The sequence below is a fragment of the Streptomyces sp. NPDC001027 genome, from assembly GCF_040299045.1.
GTDB lineage: Bacteria > Actinomycetota > Actinomycetes > Streptomycetales > Streptomycetaceae > Streptomyces.
The window spans coordinates 1-21,197 of sequence record NZ_JBEPBI010000136.1 but is presented as its reverse complement, the minus strand read 5'-3'; the positions used below and the strand labels follow the sequence as shown (position 1 = coordinate 21,197).

Below are 21,197 nucleotides of genomic sequence, written 5' to 3'. Positions count from 1 at the left end.
GCGGGGGGGGGGCCGGGGCGGGGCCCCCCCCCGCCCGTCGCGGCCGGGACGACGCAGGTGAGGAACAGGGTGGCCGGCCAGGAGTCCGTGTACGACATCTCGTTGTGCTGGGGGATGGTCTGGTCGGCCGGGTACTCGGTGGACGTGAAGACGTTGCCGTCGACGCGTCGGCGCGGCGTGGAGCGGTTGTCGTAGTCGCGCAGTTCGCCGTCGAGGCCGGTGGCGAGTTCGGCGAGGCCCGCGGCGTCCAGCGGTGCGAAGCCGCGCAGCAGGACGGCGCCGTGCTCGTCGCGCAGCCGGGCGAGGGCGTTCCCCGAGTTCGCGAGCCACTCCCGTGCGTCGAGGCCGGTGAGGGTCGGGGTGCAGGACACCGCGCGCGTTCCGTCGGTCAGCGGGGCGACGCGGACCAGCGTCTCGCTGGTGACCGCGACGGACCTGCGGGCCCTGCCGAAGCGCCCGTTCGCGCCGGTGCCGGTCGTCTGGGTCAACATGCGTCTGCCGCCTTCTTCTCGAGGAGCTGATCGATGTACTCGGCGAGCTCCGACACGACGGGGAACTCGAAGAGGTTGCGCAGCTTGAAGCTCACCTTGAAGTCGTCCCGCAGCCTGGCGACCAGCTGGGTGGCGAGCAGCGAGTGCCCGCCCACCTCGAAGAAGTCGTCGTCGGCGCCGACCTGACGCAGCAGCAGGAGCTGGGCGACGATGTCGGCGACCCGGCGTTCGGTCTCGGTGCGCGGTTCGACGTAGGCGGTGGATCCCTGGGTGTAGAAGCCGGGTTCGGGGAGCATCGAGGCGTCCACCTTCCCGCTGCTGGTGAGGGGGAAGGCGTCCAGGGCCACCAGGTGGGCGGGCAGCATGAAGTCCGGGAGGCGTTCGGCCAGGAACTCGCGCAGCCACTCCGCGCCGCCGCGACCGCCCTCGGCGTCGATGAGGTAGCCCACGAGATGGGCGCCCGTGCTCTCGCCGGCCTCCACGACCAGGCTGCCGGTCACCCGGGGGTGCTGGCGCATGACCGCCTCGATCTCGCCCAGCTCCACGCGGAAGCCGCGCAGTTTGATCTGCCGGTCGACGCGGCCGAGGAACTCCACGGTGTGGTCGGGAAGGAGGCGCGCCTTGTCACCGGTGCGGTACATCCGGCCCGACGGGTCCGGGCTGAACGGGTCGGCGACGAACCGGGCGCGCTGCTCCTCGGTCGGGGACAGATAGCCGTGCGACACGGACGAGCCGCCGATCCACAGCTCGCCCGGCACACCGACCGGCAGCGGCCGGCGTCCCGGGTCGAGGACGTAGGCGCGGGCGTGTCGCATCGGGGTGCCCAGCGGGACGCTGGAGGCCAGGGCGGCCAGGTCGTGGGAGGCGGTCGCCTCGCCGCAGAGCACGCCGACGGTGGTCTCGGTCGGGCCGTAGTGGTTGTAGAGCCTGCAGTCGCCGAGGTAGTCCTTGAACAGGTTGTACCAACCCCAGCCGAACGGCTCGCCGCCCGCGACCAGGGCCTGGTGCGGCATCAGCCGCTCCGGCGCCTCGGCGACGGTGAAGACGGCCTCCAGGTGCGAGGGGGTGATCTTGAGGAGGTCGTAGCTCTCGCGGGAGAGCAGTTCGGCGAGCGCCTGCGCGTCCGCGGAGACCTCCGGCGCGACGACCAGCAGCTCGCCCCCGGTGACCAGCGGCGGGAACAGCGCGGTGTTGCCGAGGTCGGTGCCCAGGGTGCTCAGGGCGACCGAGTCGACCGGCCCGGTCAGGCGCAGCCGGTCGAGCACGCCGTCGAGGTAGGCGGCGAGGTGGCCGTGCCCGATGAGGACGCCCTTCGGGGCGCCGGTGGAGCCCGAGGTGAAGATCACGTAGGCGGGGTCGTCGTCGGCGGTCGCCACCTGCGGGCTGTCGCTCGCATGGTGGGCGCAGACGGTGAGGTCCGCGTCCAGGAGGACGGTGTCGCAGTCCTGCGGCAGGGTCGCGGCCGTCTCCTCGGTCGCCACGGCGTGGCGCAGACCGACCGCGTCGAGGACCGCGGACCGGCGCTTCGCGGGCAGGCTCGGGTCGATGGGAACGTACCCGGCCCCGGCTTTGGCGATCGCGAGCATGGCGACGACGGCGAGGTCGGAGCGCTCGAGGCACAGCCCGACCAGGTCGCCGGCGCGAACGCCGCGCCCGACCAGCTCGTTGGCCAGCCGGCCCGAGGCCTCGTCGAGCTGCCGGTACGTCCACGAGCGCGTGGCCGTCCGCAGCGCCGGGGCGTCGGGGGCGAACCGCGCGGTCCGCTCGACCTGGCGGTGCCAGTGCTCCCCGGGGCGCTCCGTCGGCTGCACGGGGTTCACGGCGGCGACGAGCTCTCGCGCGGCGTCCTCGTCCAGCATCGCCAGGTCGGGCACGGCGGTCCCCGGTTCGCCGCCGAGCGCCGACAGGGCGGCGCGCAGACACGTGAGCAGCGCCTCGATGCCGCCCTCGGCCATGCCGAGGACCTGGTGGCGCAGGGTGAGCCGGATCTCGCCGTCGAGGACCTGCGCGCTGAGGGCGACCTTGCGCGTGTCGTCGGACGGTTCGATCCACAGGTCGCCGAAGACCGGCTCCTGGGGTGAGCCGAACTCCGTGACGTCGTGGAAGGCGAACCCGGGTATGCCCGCGACGTGCTGGCCGGCCGGGTCCACGGAGCTCTCGTCGGCCTGCTCGAAGCCTTCCAGCTCCAGGTCCACCGAGCGCAGCAGATCGGTCAGCGTCGTCGCGTCGGCGACCTCCGCGAGCACTGGCGCATGGGTCTCGAACAGGCCGATCGACGTCCGCAGCTCGGGGAACGGCCGTCGGGTGAGCCGCGCGTCGACCGCCAGACGTTCCGGCCGTCCGGCGGCGTGCCACAGGGCGACGAACCAGCCGGTCAGCAGCACGCTGCGCAGACCGCCGTCGCAGTCGTCGCCGAGGCTTCGCAGCCGCTGCGCCAGGGGTGCGGGGACAGTCCAGCGCAGGTCGGCGAGGGAGGTGTCGTCGGAGAGGAGTTCGAGCGGCAGGTTCAGCGGCGGCAGCTCCGTCAGCCGGGCCGCGCGGTCGGCCGCGAGCTCCCTCTGGCGCGGGCTCGCCGCCCCCTCGTCGACCTGCCACTGGGCGTAGTCGGCGTACTGGACGATGCCGTCGCGGCTCCACGGGGCGCCCTGCAGCCGGGTGGCGCAGGCCTGCCGGAGGTCCCGGAGGAACACCTCGGCCGAGAGGGCGTCCATGCTCATGCGCGGCGCGGAGACGACGAGCGAGCGCTGTCCTGCGGTGTGGGTGAAGAGGGTCAGGCGCAGGGGCTCGGCGTCCTCCTCGGCGGTCTGCGCACGCGCCTCCTCCTGTACGAGGGCGGTGAGTGCGGCGTCGTCGCCGGAACGCTCCGTCAGGAGGAACCGGGGACGGTCCTCGATCACCATCAGCGCGGTGCTGTTGTCGCCGAGAACCTTGCGGTAGACGGTGCGCAGGCTCTCGTGCGCCGATGCCACGTCGTGCACGGCGTGTTCCAGCACCTCGCGGTCGAGCGACGTGCCGAGTGCCACCCGGGCCACCGTACGGCCGGCCCGTCCGGCCGCCACGAGCCCCAGGACGTGCTCCTGCTGCTTCGACAGACGGAAGCCTTCCCAGGCCTGCGACATCAGTTCTGCTCCGGCTCGATCCACAGCTGCCCCTTCGTGTACGTGTTCCATGTGTCGACTGCGTCCGGGCCGAGGTATTCGGCGGCGATCTGCCAGAAACCCGCGTATTCGGCCGGGAGGTTGAGATGTGAGTGGCTGACCTGTTGCGGCATGTGCGCCAGCACGTCGCCGAGTTTCATGCGCAGGAGGTCTTCGAATTCGTCCCGGTCCAGCGGGATCTCCTCGCCGGTGCGCCGGTCCTTCAGGGCCGGCTCCCCTTTCGGGCGCATGATGTTGCGGAAGCTCTTGCCGAGCGACGCGTAGTTCATGACGGAGAAGGTGTGGATCATCTGCTCCACCTGTTCTCCGACGAACGCTCGGACCTCGACGCGTCTTTCCTCGGGAATGGACTCGACGTTGTCGTTGTGCAGGCCCTCCGTTCCGTACACGCCGTGGAACAGTCCCGCGAGGCAGACGTGCTCCCCCGCCTTCATGTCCTGGAGGATGGCGCAGGCCCGGAACATGTGGTCCAGGAGGGTCTCGTCCTGGTGCGCGATCTTGTGCAGGCCCAGCTGCACCAGGTCGCCTCGATATCGTTCGGCGTCAAGCATTCGGCATTCCTCGGTTGTCCTGCGGTCGCCGTTGCGACCGGATGTCGTTCCATGACCTCTTCTTCCGCGACTCTTCCTTTCCTTCCCACAGGTTTTCCAGAGTGCGGTTGACGAGGCTGAGCCTCGCGTCCGGTTCGGTGGACAGGAGTTTCACCAGTTCGGTCAGGCAGTGCGTCAGACGGCGGACGGTGGATTCCGCGAAGAGGCCGACGCGGTAGTCGATTCCGCCTTCCATTCCGCCTTCGGGGGTGGCCACGAGCGTGAGCTTGATGTCGTGGACCGACAGGAGGAATTCCGCGTCGATCTCCTCGGCGCTCACGTCGGGAAGGTCCCAGTCGGGCAGCGGGACGTCCTCCAGCAGGAACCAGGTGCGGTACACCGGCGCCGACTCGCCGGCGCGGCGTTCCGGCCTGACGGCCTGGACGACGTGGTCGAAGGGCACGTCCTGGTTCGCGTACGCCTCCAGGGCCTTCTCGCGGACCTCCCTGAGCACGTCCGTGAAGGTCGGGTCGCCGGTGAACCGGGTGCGGATGGCGAGGCTGTTGACCAGGAACCCGATCGTGTTCTCCAGCTGCGGGTGCGCGCGGTGGCCGGCGGGGACGCCCACGACGACGTCCTGCTGACGGCACCACCACTGGAGCAGCACCTTCCAGGCGGCGAGGTACCCCATGAACGTCGTCGCGCGTTCGGCCGTGCAGACGTCCCTGAAGCCGGCGGCCACCGCGGGGTCGACCGCGAGCGGCGCCCGGGCCCCCTCGATCACCTCGGAGTCGTCGATCGTCCCCTCGGTGGGCAGGGCCAGCACGGGCAGCGGAGCGGCCAGTTCGCGGCGCCAGAAGTCGATCTGCCGCCGGAACTCGGCCGAGTCGGCCTGACCGGCCTCCCACAGGGCGACATCGGCGTACCCGACGCCGGGTTCGGGGAGGACGGACGCGTTCGCACCGCGGTACAGCGCGCTGATCTCACGGACCATGATCGAGGTCGACCAGGCGTCCCAGACGATGTGGTGCACGGACACGACCAGGACGTGCTCGCGCGGTCCGACGCACAGCAGCCGCACCCGGAAGTGGGGTCCGCTCGCGAGGTCGAAGGGGGTGCGCGCCTCCTCGGCGATCACTCGCTCGGGAGCGAGCATCAACGGGTCGTCGCTCACGTCGACGACCTGGAAGTCCAGCGGTTTGCCGGTGCCCGGCATCTGGTGCGGGGCGTCCCCGGCCGCCTCGAACGACAGCGACAGGACGTCGTGCCGGTCGACGAACGTCTCGAAGGCGGCGCGCAGGGCGGCGACGTCGAGCGGACCGGTGAGGCGGAACGGCTGGACCAGGTTGTACGTGGTGCTGCCCGGGACGAGCTGGTCGTGGAACCAGAGGCGGGCCTGAGCCGCCGTCAGCGGAACCGGGGCGCCGCCGTGGTCTCTGCGGGTGGGCCCGGACGCCGCGGCGGGAGCGGCGGCGCCGTCCGCGGAGTCGATCGCCGCCGCGATGCGCTCCAGCGTCGGGTTGTCGAAGATCACCCGGATGGGGATCTCGACCTCGAGGGCCTTGCGCAGCCGTACGACCGTGCGCATGGCGGTGAGCGAGTCGCCGCCGAGCTCGAAGAAGTGGTCCTGCCGACCGACCCGTTCGACGTCCAGCATGCTCACCCACACGGCCGCGACGATCTTCTCGACCTCCGTGGCCGGCGCCTCGTACACCGTCGGCTCGTCGGGCTCGTCCGGCGCCACGAGGGCCTTGCGGTCGACCTTGCCGTTGGCCGTGAGCGGGAGCTCGGGGATCCCGACGACGGTCTCGGGCACCATGTAGCCGGGCAGCTTGGCGCCGAGGAACTCCCGTACGTCCGCCGGGACCTGGTGGCCCTCCTCGGGCACGACGAACGCGATCAGCCGCTTGGCGCCCTGGGGGCGGCCGTGGACGACGGCCACCGCGCCGCGCACGGCGCGGTGCTGGAGCAACGCCGTCTCGATCTCGCCCAGTTCGATCCGGTACCCCTGGAGCTTGACCTGGAAGTCCGCGCGGCCGAGGAACTCGATCTCGCCGCTCGGCAGGAACCGTCCCAGATCGCCCGTCCGGTACAGGCGTTCGCCCGTCACGGGGTGGCGTACGAAGCTCGCGGCGGTCTTCGCCCCGTCGTGCAGGTATCCCTCCGCGAGGCCTGTGCCGCCGATGCACAGCTGGCCCGGGACACCGGTCGGACGCGGCCGGAACGCCTCGTCGAGGACGTGGAAGGTCTGGTTGCGCATCGGGCGGCCGTAGGGAATCGACGGCCAGTCGGCCGGCACCTCGCCCACGGGGTGCAGGATGGACCAGATGGACGCCTCCGTCGCGCCGCCGAGGCTCACGATCTCCGGCGTGCCGAGGACCCGCCGGATGCGCTCGGGCAGGGTGACCGGGAACCAGTCACCGCTGAGCATCACCAGCCGCAGCGCGTCGCTCTTCGCCCCGCCCACCGTCATGTGCTCGACCAGCAGCTCCATCAGCGCCGGCACGGAGTTCCACACGGTGACGCCGGCCCGTTCGGCCAGGTCGAGCCAGACCGCCGGGTCGCGGTGCGAGGCCGGGTCGGGGACGACGACGGCGCCGCCGACGGCCAGCGGCCCGAAGACGTCGTAGACCGACAGGTCGAAGCTCAGGGACGACAGGGCCAGCGTCCGGTCCTGGTCCCCGACCGCGAAGCGCTCGTTGACGTCGACGACCGTGTTCAGGGCGCCCCGGTGACTGATCATCACGCCCTTGGGCACTCCGGTCGAGCCCGAGGTGAAGATGACGTAGGCGAGGTCGTCGGCGGTCGTGGCCGGCCGGGCGGCGTGCGGCGCGCCCGGGTCGGAGGGCAGCGTGTCCACGGCGAGCACCGTGCCGTCCGGCGCCAGCGGCCCGGTCAGCCGTGCGGCGATCCAGGACTGGGTCAGCACGCCCCGGACCTGACCCTGGGCCAGCAGGAAGCGGATCCGCTCCTCGGGCAGCTCCGCGTCCACCGGCAGGTACGCCGCGCCCGAGGCGAGGATGCCGAGCACCGCGGCGCTCTGCTCCCAGCCCTTCTCCATGACGACGGCGACCAGGTCGTTGGGTCGGACGTCCAGCGCGGTGAGCCGGGCGGCGATCACCCGGGCGCGGCCGGCGAGCTCGCCGTAGCTCAGGGTCCGGGTCTGCGTGATGACGGCCGGCCGGTCCGCAGCGCGCTCGGCCATGGCGAAGAACGGCTCGTGGAGCAGGCCCGAGGGGAGGCGCCCCGCGGTCCGGTTGTAGTCCTGCCGAGCCGCCGTGTCCGCGGCCGGCAGGAGCGAGGGCAAAGGCTCGTTCCAGCGGGCCTCGTCGTCCGCCAGCCATCGCAGCAGGTCCAGGGTCGCTGCGTGGATCGAGGCGACCAGCCCGTCGGGGAACAGCTCGTCGACCGCGTCGATGTCCAGGGTCAGGGAGCCCTCCGACTCGAAGACCTGGGCGTCGATCCACACCTGCGGCGTCTGGGAGATGCTGAACACCTCCTGCCCCAGGCCGATGTCCTGGCCGTGGTCGAGGAAGAGGCTGGTGAACACCGCCGGCATCACCGCGTCCGGGCGCACCTTCTTGATCTCGCGCAGGACCCGGACGCCGCTGAACAGGCGGTGGTCGATGTCCGTGAGCAGCTGGTCGCGCACCGCCCGCGCCCGCTCTGCGAACGAGCCGGCGTCGGACGCGTCGACCTCCAGCAGCGTCACCGACGTGAAGTCGCCGACGACGGCGTCCACGCCCGGGTGCAGCGGAAGCCGGTTCGCCATGGGCAGGTTGAGCGTGAACCTGCGGTGCGTGGCCCAGGTCGCCATCGCCTCGCTGTAGGCGGCGATGGTCAGTGCGGTGGGGGTGACGCCGCGGCGGGCCGCGACCGCCTTGAGCCGGCTCCAGCGCTCCTCGTCCAGCGTTGCGCTCACCCTGCTGAAGCGGGGCGTGTCGATGCTGCGCGGCTCGCGGGCCAGCGGAAGCTCGGGGGCGGGGGCGAAGTCCGGCACCCGCTCGCACCAGTACGCCTGCGCCCGGCGGTACAGGTCGCTCTCCTCCAGGCTCTGTTCGGCCAGGACGTAGTCCCGGAAGGAGAGCTGGATGTCGGGCAGGCCGAGGTCCGGGTCCCGGTAGAGGTCGGCGAGTTCGCGCAGCAGGACGTTGGAGCTGCGGGCGTCGGTGATCAGACCGTCGATGCTGTAGTGCAGGCGGGTGCGGTCACCGTCGAGGAGGGTGGCGCGCAGCTCGAACAGCGGCCAGCGCTCGGGGGCGAACACCTGGTGGGACATGGCGTCTCGGGTGGCCTGCAGGGCCTCGCGCGCCTCGTCGTCGCCCCGCCCGCGCACGTCCTGGGCGGCGATGACATAGTCGGGCACGTCGGTGAGGATCCGCTGCTCGCCGGTGGGCAGCACGATCGCGCGGAGCATGCCGTGCCGCTGGACGAGCCTGCGGAACGCCTCCTGGAGCCGGGGCAGGTCGAGGCCGACGGCCTCGAACTCCTCGTAGCCGTGCATGCCGACGTTGCCGATGTCGAAGACTCCGGTGCGACCGATCCAGTAGGCCTGCTGCACGTCCGTCAGCGGGAAGGGCTCCGCCACCGCGGCCGGGTCGGCCACGGCGAGCGGCAGCGCCTCGGGGGCGTCGTCGCCGGTTTCGTCGCGGGCGGCGGTCACCGCGCGCGCCAGGCCGCGGATCGTCGGGGACTCGATGAAGGTGCGCAGCGCGACGTCGACGCCGAACAGGGCCCGTACCCGGGAGACGAGCTGGGTGGCGAGCAGCGAGTGCCCGCCCAGCTCGAAGAAGCCGTCCTCCGGGCCGATGGCCCGGCCGCCGAGGAGGTCGACGAAGACCGCGGCGACCTCCCGCTCGGTCGGGTCCTGGTAGTCGGGTGCGGCGGTCGGCTCCGTCTCCTGGACGGCCGGGTCCTGTGCCGCGCTCTGCTCGGTCCGGCAGCCGCAGCCGCCGACGGCCCCGGCGGGCGGCGGGTCGATCCAGCAGCGCTCGCGTTCGAACGGGTAGGACGGCAGGACCGTGCGGTGCGGCGGGGCCCCGTCGGCGAGCGCCTCCCAGTCGACCGCGACGCCCTCGCACCAGAGTTCGCCGACGGCCGACAGCAGTTCCGGCTCGTCCGTCCCGGCGACCGCGGGCAGGCACGCGACCGCGTCGGCGCCGGCGGCCCGGGCCAGCCGGGTCAGCACCTGTCCGGGGCCGACCTCCAGAAGCACCGCCCCGGTGTCGCGGACGGCGGACAGCGCGTCGTCGAAGCGGACGGTGGCGCGGATCTGCCGGGCCCAGTACGCGGGGCTGGTGGCGTCCTCGTCGGTGATCCAGTCGCCGGTCACGTCGGAGAGGAACGGGATGCGCGGGGGCGAGAGCGTCAGCCGGGCGGCCTCCTGCTCGAAGGCGGCCGCCGCGCCGTCCATGAGGCGCGAGTGGAAGGCGTGGGAGGTGCGCAGCCGCTTGGAGACGACGCCGAGAGCGGCGAGCCGCTCCTCGAAGGCCGTGATGGCGTCGGCGGGACCGGAGACCACGCACTCGCGCGGTCCGTTGACCGCGGCGAGGTCCACGCCGTCGAGCAGCGCCGACACCTCGTCCTCGGGCAGCGGGACGGCCGTCATCACGCCGGCCGGCGCGGACTGCATGAGGCGGCCGCGCACGGCGACCAGACGCAGCGCGTCCTCCAGTGACATCACGTCGGCGACACAGGCGGCCACGAGTTCGCCGAGGCTGTGTCCGACCAGGGCGACGGGGCGCACGCCCCAGGACTCCCAGAGCCGGGCGAGCGCGTACTCCAGGACGAAGAGCGCGGGTTGCGCGATCTCGGTGCGGTGGACGGTCGGATCGTCACCGCGGACGGGGCCGTCGAGACCGAGCACCGGCCGTACGTCCACGGCCCCGTCGGTCAGCGAGAGCAGGAGGGCGGCCGCCCGGTCGGCCTCCGCCCGGAACACCGGCTCCTGCGCGTAGGCCGCCCGGGCCATGCCCGCGCGCTGGGCGCCCTGGCCGGGGAAGCCGAAGACCACCTCGCGGTCCTGGCCCGCGGCGGTCGCACCGGCACGCGGCCGGACGCCGGCGCCCAGCGCCTCGACCGCCTCGCCGACGCCGCCGGCGACGACGAACCCGCGGTGCGCGAGCCGTCCGCGGCCTCGCTGCAGGGTGTACGCGACCTCGTCGAGGCGCTCGTCGGGGTTCGCCCGGAGGTGACCGGCGAGCCGGTCCACGACCGTCGCCAGCGCGGCGGGGGTCGCGGCGGAGAGCGGCAGGACGTGCCGGGCACGGCTGCGGGCGGCGGCGGGGGTGCGCGCGGGGGCCTCTTCGAGGACGACGTGGGCGTTGGTGCCGCCGATGCCGAACGAGCTGACGCCCGCCCGCAGGCGCTCGCCCTCCCAGGGCGTCAGGGCGGTGTTGACGCGGAACGGGCTGTCGTCCAGGCCCAGTTCCGGGTTCGGCTCGGTGAAGTGCAGGGACGGCGGGAGCTGCCTGGCCCGCAGGGAGAGGACCACCTTGATGAGGCCGACGGCGCCGGCCGCCGTGTCCAGGTGTCCGACGTTGGTCTTCACCGAGCCGAGGGCGCAGCGGCCGGCGGGGCCCGTGCCGAAGACGCTCTTGAGCGCGGCCACCTCGACGGGGTCGCCGAGCGGGGTGCCGGTGCCGTGGGCCTCGATGTACGTGACCGTGGACGGGTCGACGTCGGCGACGGCGAGCGCCTCCGCGATCACGTCCGCCTGTCCCTCGACGCTGGGCGCGGTGAAGCCGACCTTGCGCGCGCCGTCGTTGTTGACGGCGGACCCCCGGATCACCGCGTGGATCACGTCGCCGTCGGCGAGGGCGTCGTCGAGCCGTTTGAGCGCGACGACGGCGGCGCCGCTGCCGGCGACGGTGCCGTCCGCGGCGGCGTCGAACGCGCGGCAGCGGCCGTCGGACGACCTGATGCCGCCCTTCTCGTGCCGCTGTCCCCGGCGCTGCGGGATCACGGTGGCGCCGCCGGCCAGCGCGACGTCGCACTCGCCGTTGTTCAGGGACTGGCACGCCATGTGGACGGCGACGAGGGAGGTCGAGCATCCCGTCTGGACGCTGACGCTCGGCCCCCGCAGGTCCAGCTTGAAGGAGACGCGCGTCGGCACGAAGTCCTTGTCGTTGCCGAGGGCCGTCTGGAACTCGCCCACCCGGGCGACCAGGTCGCCGTTGGGCAGCAGGTTGCGGTGCAGGTAGGCGCTCTCGCCGACGCCCGCGTAGACGCCGGTGACCTTGTCCGTCGCGCCCGGGGCGCACGCCGCGTGCTCCAGGGCCTCCCAGGCGCACTCCAGCAGCAGCCGGTGCTGCGGGTCGAGCATCTCGGCCTCGCGGCGGGAGAAGCCGAAGAAGGACGCGTCGAAGCCCTCCATGTCGTCGAGCACGCCGAGCCGGCGCACGTAGTCCGGCCGGGCGGCCTCGTCCGGGTCGACGCCGGCGGCGAGGAGTTCCGCGTCGGTGAACGTGGTGAGCGACTCGACGCCCTCGCTCAGGTTGCGCCAGAAGGCGTCCGGGGTGTCCGCGCCGGGACATCGCAGGGCCATGCCCACGACGGCGACGGCTCCGGCGGGCGTGCCGCCGTCGTCCGGGATGTCGTACGTCATTGCTGTCTCCAAGATGTCGGAAGTCACCGCGCGGTCCTCCGCGGCGCCTGTGCGCGCGAACGCGCCTTGCGTGCGGCCGCCCGGCGGCGTCCCGCGTCACCCGTCGCAAAGGGGCCGGGCCCCTCGTCGGCGAGATGCCGGGCCAGGCTCCGGACGGTGGGGAACGTGAACAGGTCCACCACCGGGATCTGCCGTCCGAGCCGTTCCGTGAGCCGGGCCTGTACCCGCAGCAGAAGCAGCGAGTGCCCGCCGGCTTCGAAGAAGTTGTCCTCGGCGCCCACCTGTTCGACCGCCAGTACCTCGCTCCACACATCGGCGACGAGGCGTTCCGTCGCACCGTTGAGCGGGGCCCGGGCCGGGGCGCCCCCGGCTCGGGCGGGAGCCGGCAGGGCGCGTCGGTCGGTCTTTCCGCGTTCGCCCCGGGGCAGTGCGTCCATGAGGACGATCGAGGCGGGCACCATGTACTCCGGCAGCCTCTGTTCGAGGTGCGCCCGCAGCTCGGCCGCCGTGACGGCGCCGGCGAGGGCGGCGTAGCCGACCAGCACCGGTCTGCCGGGGACGTCCTCGCGCAGCACCGCCGCCGCGTCCATGACGCGTGGGTGGGCGTTCAGGGCGGCCTCGATCTCGCCGAGTTCGATGCGGAAGCCGCGGAGCTTGACCTGGGTGTCGTCGCGGCCGAGGAATTCGAGGGTTCCGTCGGCGGCGGCGCGGACCCGGTCGCCCGTGGCGTACATGCGCTCACCGGGCGGTCCCCAGGGGTCGGGCAGGAACGACGCCGCCGTCCGCCCGGGGTCGCCCAGGTAGCCGAGGGCCACTCCGGGTCCCGCGAGGTGGAGGTCCCCGTGGACGCCCGGCGGGACCGGCCGCAGCCGCTCGTCGAGCACGTACGCGCGGACCCCGGCCAGCGGCCTGCCGATGGGGACGGTCTTCGCGTCGTACGACTCGCCCGGCCCGGGTTCGTGCAGGGTGGCCGTGATGGTGGTCTCCGTCGGGCCGTACGCGTTCAGCCAGCGCACTCCGGCCGGCGCGGCGGCGCGCCACTGGCCGAGCCGTCCGGCGTCGACGCGTTCGCTGCCCACCACGACGAGCCGCAGAGCGGGGCAGGCGTCCACCGGGTACCGGTCGAGCAGGGCCGCCCATTCGTGCCAGTACGACGCCGGAAGGTTGAGCACGCTCAGCCGTTCCCGGCGGGCCAGCTCGGTCAGCTCGGCGATCCCGGGCACCGGTCCCGCCGGGAGCAGCACGACCCGGCCGCCCCGGATGAGGGTGGCGAAGAGCTCTTCCGCCGCCACGTCGAAGGCGGTGGAGGCGAACTGGAGCACCCGGTCGTCGGGGTGCAGCCCGTAGCGGTCCGCGACCGCCCGCAGGGTGTGGGCGAGGTTGCCCTGGCTCACGCACACCCCCTTGGGGGCGCCGGTGGTTCCCGAGGTGTACAGGACGTAGGCCGTCGCCGCCGGGGAGGTGACAGCGGGCGCGCGGTCCCGGGCGGTCTTCTCGGCGCTGAGCGCGTCCTGCACGGAGACGAAGGGAAGGTCGCCGTGCGCGGGCCGGCCGTCCGCCGACGAGCCCAGCACCAGGACCGCCCGCGAGTCCGCGCACACCTGCTCGAGCCGTCCCTGCGGGGCGGCGACGTCGACCGGGACGTAGGCGGCCCCGGCCTTCATGATCCCGATCAGCGCGGCCGGCCAGTCGGGGTCGCGCTCCATGCGCACCACGACGGCGCTGCCCGGCCGGACGCCTCGGGCCCGCAGGTGGGCGCAGATCCTGTCGGCCCGGGCGGCCAGTTCGGCGTAGGTCAGGGACCGGCCGTCCTGGCTGACCGCGGGGCGCTCGCCCCAGCGGGCGCAGGACTCGTCCAGCAGCCGCGTCAGGGTGTCTGTGCCCGTGCCCGTGCCCGCTCCGGACGTCGTCCCGGGGTGCGCCGAGAGGGCCTCCAGTTCGGCCGCGCCGAGGAGGGACAGCGCGTCGAGCCGCGCCTCGGGGGCGGTCAGGGCGGACTCCAGCAGGGCCGTGAGGTGACCCGCGAAGCGTTCCACCGTCGCCCGGTCGAACAGGTCGACGTCGTACTCGATCGCGCCGCGCAGGGCCCCCGACTCCAGCGAGGACTCCTCCCAGACCAGGGTGAGGTCGAACTTGGCCACCGGGCTGACGGATTCGTCCACCGCCATGGAAAGACCCGGCGCCAGGACGGTGTCCCCCGGCACGTTCTGCATCGCCATCATGACCTGGAACAGAGGAGTCCAGCTGGGGTCGCGGGGCGGCCGGACGGCCTCCACCACCTGCTCGAAGGGCACGTCCTGGTGCTCGAAGGCGCTCAGCGCGCTCTCCCGGACCACCGCGAGGAACTCGGCGAACGTCTGCTCCTCTTCCCAGCGGGAGCGCAGCACCAGCGTGTTGACGAAGAACCCGATCATGTCCTCGAGTTCCGGACGGGTCCGGCCGGACGCCGGCGTGCCGACGCTGACGTCCCGGACCCCGGCGTACCGGCCGAGCAGCAGCGTGAAGACGGCGAGCAGGGTCATGAAGCGGGTGGCGCCGAAGCGCCCGCTCACCTCACCGAGCCGGGCCGTCAGCTCGCTCGACAGCACCACCGGGACCGTGTCGCCGACATGCCGGGGGGAGGCGGCGCGCGGGCGGTCGGTGGGCAGGCCGAGCACCGGCGGCGCGCCCGCCAGGCAGTCCGCCCAGTAGCCGAGCCGTCCGTCCTGGTCGGCGCGCTCGAGGAGCGCGCGCTGCCAGACGGCGTAGTCCGGGTACTGCACCGGGAGCGCCGGCCGCGGTTCGGCCGCGCCGTCGAGCTCCGTCCGGTACAGCGCCGCCAGGTCGCGCAGGAGGACGCCCACCGACCATCCGTCGCAGACGGCGTGGTGCATCGTCACCAGCAGCACGGACCGCCCCTCGTCCAGTCGCAGCAGGCGGAAGCGGACGAGCGGGCCCTGCGAGAGGTCGAAGGAGAGCAGGGACTCCGCTCTGGCGCGCTCGGCGGCCGTCGCGGTCCGCACCGCCTCGGGCAGCCGCTCGAGGTCCTCGGTCTCCAGCCGGACGTCACCGGCCTCGTCGACCACCTGGACGGGGTCGCCGTCCGCGGTCCCCACCAGCCGGGTGCGCAGCGAGGCGTGGCGCCGCACCAGTGCCCGCAGGGCGTGGCGCAGGGCCGTCAGGTCGAGGGCGCCCGTGAGCGTCACGGCCAGGGGGACGTTGTAGAGGGCGCTGCCGGGGTCGAGCCGGTCGAGGAACCACAGCCGCCGCTGGGCGAAGGACAGCGGCTGGGGTCCGGGGCCCGCGGGGACCAGGGGCGAGGCGACGCGCCCGGCACGGGCCGCGGCGGCGCGCCGCGCGAACGCCGACACCGAGGACGCCTCGAAGACGTCCCGGATGCCGAGCTCTGCGCCGAGGTCGGCGGCGACTCGGGTGACCGCCTGGGCGGCGAGCAGCGAGTTCCCGCCGAGCACGAAGAAGTCGTCGTGCGCAAAGACGTCCGCGGCCCCCAGCAGCTCCGACCAGACCCGGGCGACGAGTTTCTCGGTCGCACCCCGCGGGGGGACCCGTGCCCCGGACCGGACGCCGTCCCGCTCGTCCGGCTCGGGCAGGGCCCGCAGGTCCGCCTTGCCGTTCGGGGTGACCGGCAGTTCGTCGAGGGGCACGTACCAGGTCGGGATCATGGCGGCGGGAAGCCGCTCGGCCAGGAACGACCGCAGGCTGCGGGGCTCGGCCCGCGTCCCGTCCGTCATGACCACGTAGGCGGCCAGCGCGCGCCGCTCGCCCTCCCCCTTCAGAGCGACGACCGCCTCGCGCACGCCGGGACAGGAGCGGAGCACGCCGGCGATCTCGTCCGGCTCGATGCGGACCCCGCGCAGCTTCACCTGGGAGTCGGCGCGGCCCAGGTATTCGAGGACGCCGTCCGCCCGCCAGCGGACGATGTCCCCGGTGCGGTAGAGGCGTTCGCCGTCGCCGAAGGGGCTCGGCACGAAGCGCTCCGCGGTGAGACCGGGCCGTCCGACGTATCCGCGGGCCAGGCCCGGACCGCCGATGTGCAGCTCGCCGGGTACGCCGATGCCGGCGTGTGAGCCGTGGGCGTCGAGGACGTACAGGTCGGTTCCGGCGATGGGCCGGCCGATCGGGACGCGGGCGTCGGCGCGCGGGGCGTCCACGTCGTGGCAGCTCGCGATGGTGGTGCCCTCGGTCGGACCGTAGGCGTTCACCAGCCGGACGCCCTCAGCCGCGTTCCGTACCGCTCGCACCCTGCGCGCGTCCGCGGCCTCGCCGCCGAAGTAGAGCGTGCGCAGCGGCCGGAACATCGCCGGGTCCGCGTCGGCGCACTTGTGGAAGAGGGCGGTGGTGAGCAGCATCGCGGTGATGCCGTCGGCCTCGATGCGCCGGCGGAGCGCCGGGGGCGACAGGACGTCGTCCTTGGGGACGCCCACCAGCCGCGCGCCGTTGAGCAGCGCCCCCCAGATCTCGAAGGTGGCCGCGTCGAACGAGGTGTTGGCGACCTGGCCCACCACGTCGGAGGAGTCCCAGCCGAGGTAGTCGGTGTCGCGGACCAGGCGCACGATCCCGCGGTGGGTGATGGCGACGCCCTTGGGCAGGCCGGTCGAGCCCGAGGTGTACAGGACACAGGCCTGCTGGTCGGGATGCGGCGTGGCGAGCTCAGCCGGTCTGGCGGACTCCGCGCCCAGGTCGCCGACCGGGAGCACGGGGACCTCGCCCGTGAAGGAGACGTCGCGGTCGGCGATGACCAGGCACGCACCGCTGTCGGCCACCATGTGGGCCAGCCGCGCGTCGGGATGGCCCGGGTCGAGCGGCACGTACGCGGCGCCGGCCAGCAGCACCGCCAGCATCGCGACGACCAGCGAGGCCGAGGGCTCCATGGCGAGTCCGACGGCGCTCTCCGGCCGTACGCCGCGAGACGCCAGGGCCCTCGCCATGCGTTCCGCCCGGGCCTGGAGCTCCCCGTAGGTCAAGGTGGCGTCCGGGTACACCGCGGCCACGGCGTCCGGGGCGGTCCGGCACCGGTCGCGCAGTGCCTCGGTCACGTCGACGGCGGCCGTGCGCACCGGTTCCGTTCCCCACGACGTGAGCAGCGCCCGCTCCTCGGCCGTCGTGTGCGCGAGCCGGTGCAGCGGGGACCCGGGCGCGTCGAGGGCCGACTCCAGCAGGGCCGTGAAGTGGTCCGCGAACCGTTCCACCGTGGCCCGGTCGAAGAGGGCGGTGTCGTACTCGATCGTGCCGCGCGGGGTGTCGGCGGGTGACGCGACGTCCCAGAACAGGGCGAGGTCGAGGGACGAGGGGTGGGCGGCCCCGGGGGCCGGTGCGGGGTGCGCGTCCCGCAGGGCCGTCATCAGTCGGAACGGCGCCGTCCGGGCGGAGTCGTCGCGTTCTTCCGGGTGTTCGGCGGTGTCCCGCAGGCCGTCCCGGACCTCGGTCAGGAACTCCCCGAAGGTCTGGGTGTCCGCCCAACGGGAGTGCAGCGCCCTCGGGTCGTGCGAAGGGGGCCCGGCGGGCACTCCGACGCAGACGTCGGCGGCGCCCGCGCGACGGCCGGCCAGCAGGACGAACACAGCGGTCAGCGTGGTGAACCGGTCGGTGTCGTGGGCGGCGGCGACCCGGTCCAGACGTCGTGCGATCGAGGCGCCGAGGGCGACCGTGACCGCGTCGCGCGGTTCACGGCGCTCGGAGGACCGCAGGCGGTCGGTGGGGATTCCGGGTGACGAGGGTGACGAAGGCGACGAGGGCGACGAGGGCGCTTCGCCGGAGGGGTACCGCTCGTGTGCGATGTCCGCCACGTCGGGTTTCTCCTTCAAAAGGGCATGGCTCACTGGCGTACGGAGCCGAGGGCGCGGATCCGGCCTGCTCGCCGGACGGGATTCTCAGGTGGAGCTGACCGGGCTCGGCTGCGCCGGCTCGTCCGCCGGCTCGGGCAGCTGCCGCATCGCGCGCACCGGGGACAGGAGCACGATCAGGGAGGGCACGAACAGTCCGACCGCGGACACGACGACCGTCTCGCGCAGGCCCCAGGAACTCGCCAGGGCGCCGCCCATGAGGGAGCCCAGCGAGAGGGTTCCCCAGGAGAGCGAGCGCACGGTCGCGTTGACCCGGCCCTGCAGATGCTCGGGGGTGATCGACTGACGGAAGCTGATCACGGTCACGTCCCACACGGGGATGCCGAAGAACCCGATGAAGGTGGCGACTCCGGCCAGCGCGGCCGAACCGAGGGAGTCCCCGTCCACGGCGGCGAGCAGGAGGAAGCCGACTCCGGGCAGGGCCACCGCGGCCGCCAGGGTCGGGCCGACGCCCAGCAGGGCGTTCAGCCGCTCGGACAGCAGTGCTCCGACGAGGCCGCCGACGCTGCCGACGGCGACGATGAGTCCCACCGCCGTCGAAGTGAGTCCCACCTCACGGATGAGGTAGAGGAAATAGACGGCCATGATCGAGCTGAAGAACAGGCTGAGGAAGAAGACCGCGACAGTGCACCAGCGGAGCAGGGGGCTGCGGCCGACGACGGCGAATCCCTCGCGGAGCGAGGCACGGACGGACTGCTTGCCTTCGGCCTCCCCGTCCGTCTGGGGTGCGGTGTCCGCGGGCAGCTTGATCAGGGCGAGGGCCGAGATCAGGTAGCTGACGGCGTCGATGGCGATCACCGCGGGGGCGCTCATCACGCCGATGAGTCCACCGGCGATGCCCGGGCCCGTGACCTCGGCGGTCGAGGCGGACGCCTGCAGCTTGCCGTTGGCCTCCATCAGCCGCTCGCGACCGACCAGTCCGGGGAGATAGGACATGTAGGCGATCTCGAAGAAGACGGTCATGACGCCCACGACGAAGGTCACGACGAGGAGCTGGGCGACCGTCAGCACGTCGAGCGCGTAGGCCACGGGGATCCAGGCGAGCGCGACGAACCGGATCGCGTTCGCCGCGATCAGGATGGGCCGCCGGGCCCGCCGGTCCACCAGGACGCCGACGAAGAGCCCGAACAGCAGGAAGGGGAGCGTCTCGAGGGCGCTCAGCAGGCCGGCCTCCATCGGCGACGCGTGCAGGACGACGACCGCGGTGAGAGGCAGGGCCACATAGGTGATCTGGGTGCCCAGGAACGAGATCGACTGACTCGACCAGAACACGGCGAACGCTCTGTTCTGGAAGAGGGAGCCGGGCGGCTGCGGTGTCTGCACGGCCGTACCTCCGGTTTCGGCGGGAGCGGGATGGGAGCGAGGCGGGGAGAGAGGGGCGGCGCGGCTGCGGGCCCGCACCTGCGTGAGGGGCCGTCACTCCATGGAGAAGCGGAGGCTCAGCGGCCTCATGTCCGTCCAGTGCGTGTCGACGTAGGCGATGCATGCCGACCGGTCCGCCGGGCCGTGGACGACGGTCCAGCCGGCGGGCACGGAGCGATGGTCCGGCCAGAGCGCGTGCTGCCCTTCGTCGTTCGACACGACGACCAGAAGGCTCCGGGGATCGTCCAACGCATTCACCATCGGTTCACTCCTCGGGTTGCCCGATCGTTCCAGCGGCGCGTCATCGCGGACCGCTTTGCGGGCTTCACGTTGTCACGTTGATGACATCACCTTTCCACAGTGATCAGAATTTTGGCAACTACTTGTCAAACGCTGTGCCTGAACGCTAGCGTGACGTCACGTCCGGCTCGGACACCACAGCAGCAACGCTCTCTCCAAGCCTTACGAGGGGATCTCCTGACATGCGATGTTTGCACCGACTCGGCGCCGTTCTCGGTCTGGTCGCGATCGCTTTCGCCATCGGTTGCGGCAGTGCCGCGACAGGGTCGACCAACCCGACCGGAACGGCCTCGATCGCAGGTCCCGGAACCCCGAGGATCGACTGGCCGTGACCTCCGGCCCCGTCGGAGTCCCGCGACGGATGCCAGAGCGTTGCCAACCTGACCTCAGCGTCATTACCAAAAATTGACAACCGCCCTGGCAACTGCCAAACTGTCGGTGACATGGGGGTGGGGGAAGCCGCGAGCAAGCGCTTCCCCCACCCCCGTATACGTGGCAAGGAAGGGTTGAGCCGTGGTCGATCGGTCGGACTTCGGTAAGCGACTGCGAACGCTCAGGCAGGAACGCGGCATGTCTCAGGCGCAGTTGGCCGGCGAGGAGATGTCCGCCGGCTATCTCTCCCGCCTGGAGTCCGGCGCGCGGCCGCCCACCCCCAAGATCGTCTCCTACCTCGCCGAACGGCTCGACGTGTCCCCGTCCGCCTTCGACGCCCCGCCGGTCGCGGACGAGGCGCCGGTCGCGGACCTGGTACGAGCGGTCACCGCCACACCCGACGGCGACGGCCGGGTCGACGAACTGCTGGAGCGTCTGACGCGCCACCAGGCCGAGCTGTCCCTGCCGTTGCGATGGATGGCGCTGTGGTCGCTGGCCGGGATCCGGTCGGAGGGCGCCACGCACGAGGCTCAGCTCCCCCTGGGCCAGGAACTGCTCCGGACCGCCGAGGAGAGCGGCATCCCCGAGCTGCGCGTCCGCTCGCTGGTTCTCGTCTCCCGGATCCACCGCTCGCTCGGCGACATGAAGGCGGCCAACGCCTGTGCCGACGACGCCTACTCCACCGCGATCGAGCATGACGTGCCCCGCGCCGACACGGTGCGCGCGCTCATGATGCTGATCTCCACGGAGGCCGAGGCCAGCCAGCTCCACGACGCGCTGCGGTATGTGGCGGACCTGGAGGTGCTCTCGAAGGACACCACGCGGACCATGCGGGTCGAAGCCCTGTGGACCGCGGCGAGCGTCTACGTCCGGCAGGGGAACCACACGGCCGCCGCGGCCCGGCTGGCCGAGGCGCTGGCCATGAGCAGCAGCGCCGACGACCTCCGGCTGTGGGTGCGGCTGCGCTTCGCCGCCGCGTCGCTCTACCTGCAGATGCACCCCTGCCGGCTCTCCGACGCACAGCAGATCCTCAAGGAGGTCGAGCCCGCACTCGCCCTGGTCGGGGACGCCGGTCAGCGCCTGGAGTTCCGCACGATCCGCGCCCACGCACATTTCCAGGCGGGTGAGCTCGACGCCGCACGCGCCCTGTGCGAGGAGATCCGCCCCGACGCCAAGAAGCTCGAGTTCCGCGACATGATCCGGTTCGAGGTGCTGGTCCACCTGCTCGACATCATCTCCGGGCAGGTGGAGGCCGGGGTGCGCGCCATCGAGGCGCTGGCCGGCAAGGCGCACGAAGCGTCCAACATGGATCTCGCCGCGGAGATCTGGAAGAACCTCGCGGAAACCCTGGCCTTCGTCCAGTCGGCGAAGTCCGGGCCCGGGGCAGTCGATTCATAGCTCCCACCTCGCAGTCCCCGCCCGGTCCCCCGCGCCCGCCGTCCCCGCCTCGCGTTCCGCTCCGAGGCGGGACGGACCGGCCCTGCGTCAGGGACTTCGGCGGCACGGACAGGGTGGGTCCATTCCCTGAGCTGGAG

At 72.7% G+C, this 21,197-nt stretch carries 8 protein-coding genes; 1 reads left to right on the top strand and 7 read right to left on the bottom strand.

Features of this window, described 5'->3' with window-relative positions; translation table 11 throughout:
• The 7 genes from ABT300_RS28880 to ABT300_RS28850 all read right to left on the bottom strand — a co-directional run.
• Positions 1-491, bottom strand: a 491-nt coding sequence (locus ABT300_RS28880) for a TauD/TfdA family dioxygenase (protein WP_351681611.1), incomplete at its 3' end; no start/stop codon positions are given.
• Positions 485-3,634 carry a non-ribosomal peptide synthetase gene (locus tag ABT300_RS28875; protein WP_351681608.1) on the bottom strand — a complete coding sequence of 1,050 codons (3,150 nt, stop codon included), beginning with the start codon at positions 3,632-3,634 and terminating at the stop codon, positions 485-487. The genes ABT300_RS28880 and ABT300_RS28875, both read right to left, overlap by 7 nt.
• Positions 3,610-4,200 carry a DUF6817 domain-containing protein gene (locus ABT300_RS28870; RefSeq protein ID WP_351681605.1) on the bottom strand — a complete coding sequence of 197 codons (591 nt, stop codon included), beginning with the start codon at positions 4,198-4,200 and terminating at the stop codon, positions 3,610-3,612. Before ABT300_RS28870 ends, ABT300_RS28875 begins: the two co-directional genes overlap by 25 nt.
• Positions 4,193-11,812 carry a hybrid non-ribosomal peptide synthetase/type I polyketide synthase gene (locus ABT300_RS28865; RefSeq protein WP_351681603.1) on the bottom strand — a complete coding sequence of 2,540 codons (7,620 nt, stop codon included), beginning with the start codon at positions 11,810-11,812 and terminating at the stop codon, positions 4,193-4,195. The genes ABT300_RS28870 and ABT300_RS28865 overlap by 8 nt, the downstream gene beginning before the upstream one ends.
• Entirely contained in the window at positions 11,809-17,571 is a 5,763-nt protein-coding gene (locus tag ABT300_RS28860) for a non-ribosomal peptide synthetase (RefSeq protein ID WP_351681600.1), read from the bottom strand. The genes ABT300_RS28865 and ABT300_RS28860 overlap by 4 nt, the downstream gene beginning before the upstream one ends.
• An 84-nt stretch (positions 17,572-17,655) precedes the next feature.
• A complete protein-coding gene (locus ABT300_RS28855; protein ID WP_351681597.1) occupies positions 17,656-18,951 on the bottom strand; it encodes an MFS transporter in 1,296 nt (431 codons plus the stop codon).
• A 93-nt stretch (positions 18,952-19,044) separates the two neighbouring features.
• Positions 19,045-19,251 (bottom strand): MbtH family protein, encoded by a 207-nt coding sequence (locus tag ABT300_RS28850; protein WP_351681594.1) that lies wholly within the window; start codon positions 19,249-19,251, stop codon positions 19,045-19,047.
• A 552-nt stretch (positions 19,252-19,803) separates the two neighbouring features.
• On the opposite strand from ABT300_RS28850, the gene ABT300_RS28845 reads away from it, so the two are divergent.
• Positions 19,804-21,060 (top strand): helix-turn-helix domain-containing protein, encoded by a 1,257-nt coding sequence (locus ABT300_RS28845; protein WP_351681592.1) that lies wholly within the window; start codon positions 19,804-19,806, stop codon positions 21,058-21,060.
• Positions 21,061-21,197 lie beyond the last annotated feature (137 nt).

What these genes read in the sequence shown, in the direction of transcription:
- ABT300_RS28870 (WP_351681605.1), bottom strand. Translation starts at nt 4,200, where the DNA reads ATGCTTGACGCCGAACGATATCGAGGCGACCTGGTGCAGCTGGGCCTG.
- ABT300_RS28850 (WP_351681594.1), bottom strand. Translation starts at nt 19,251, where the DNA reads ATGGTGAATGCGTTGGACGATCCCCGGAGCCTTCTGGTCGTCGTGTCG.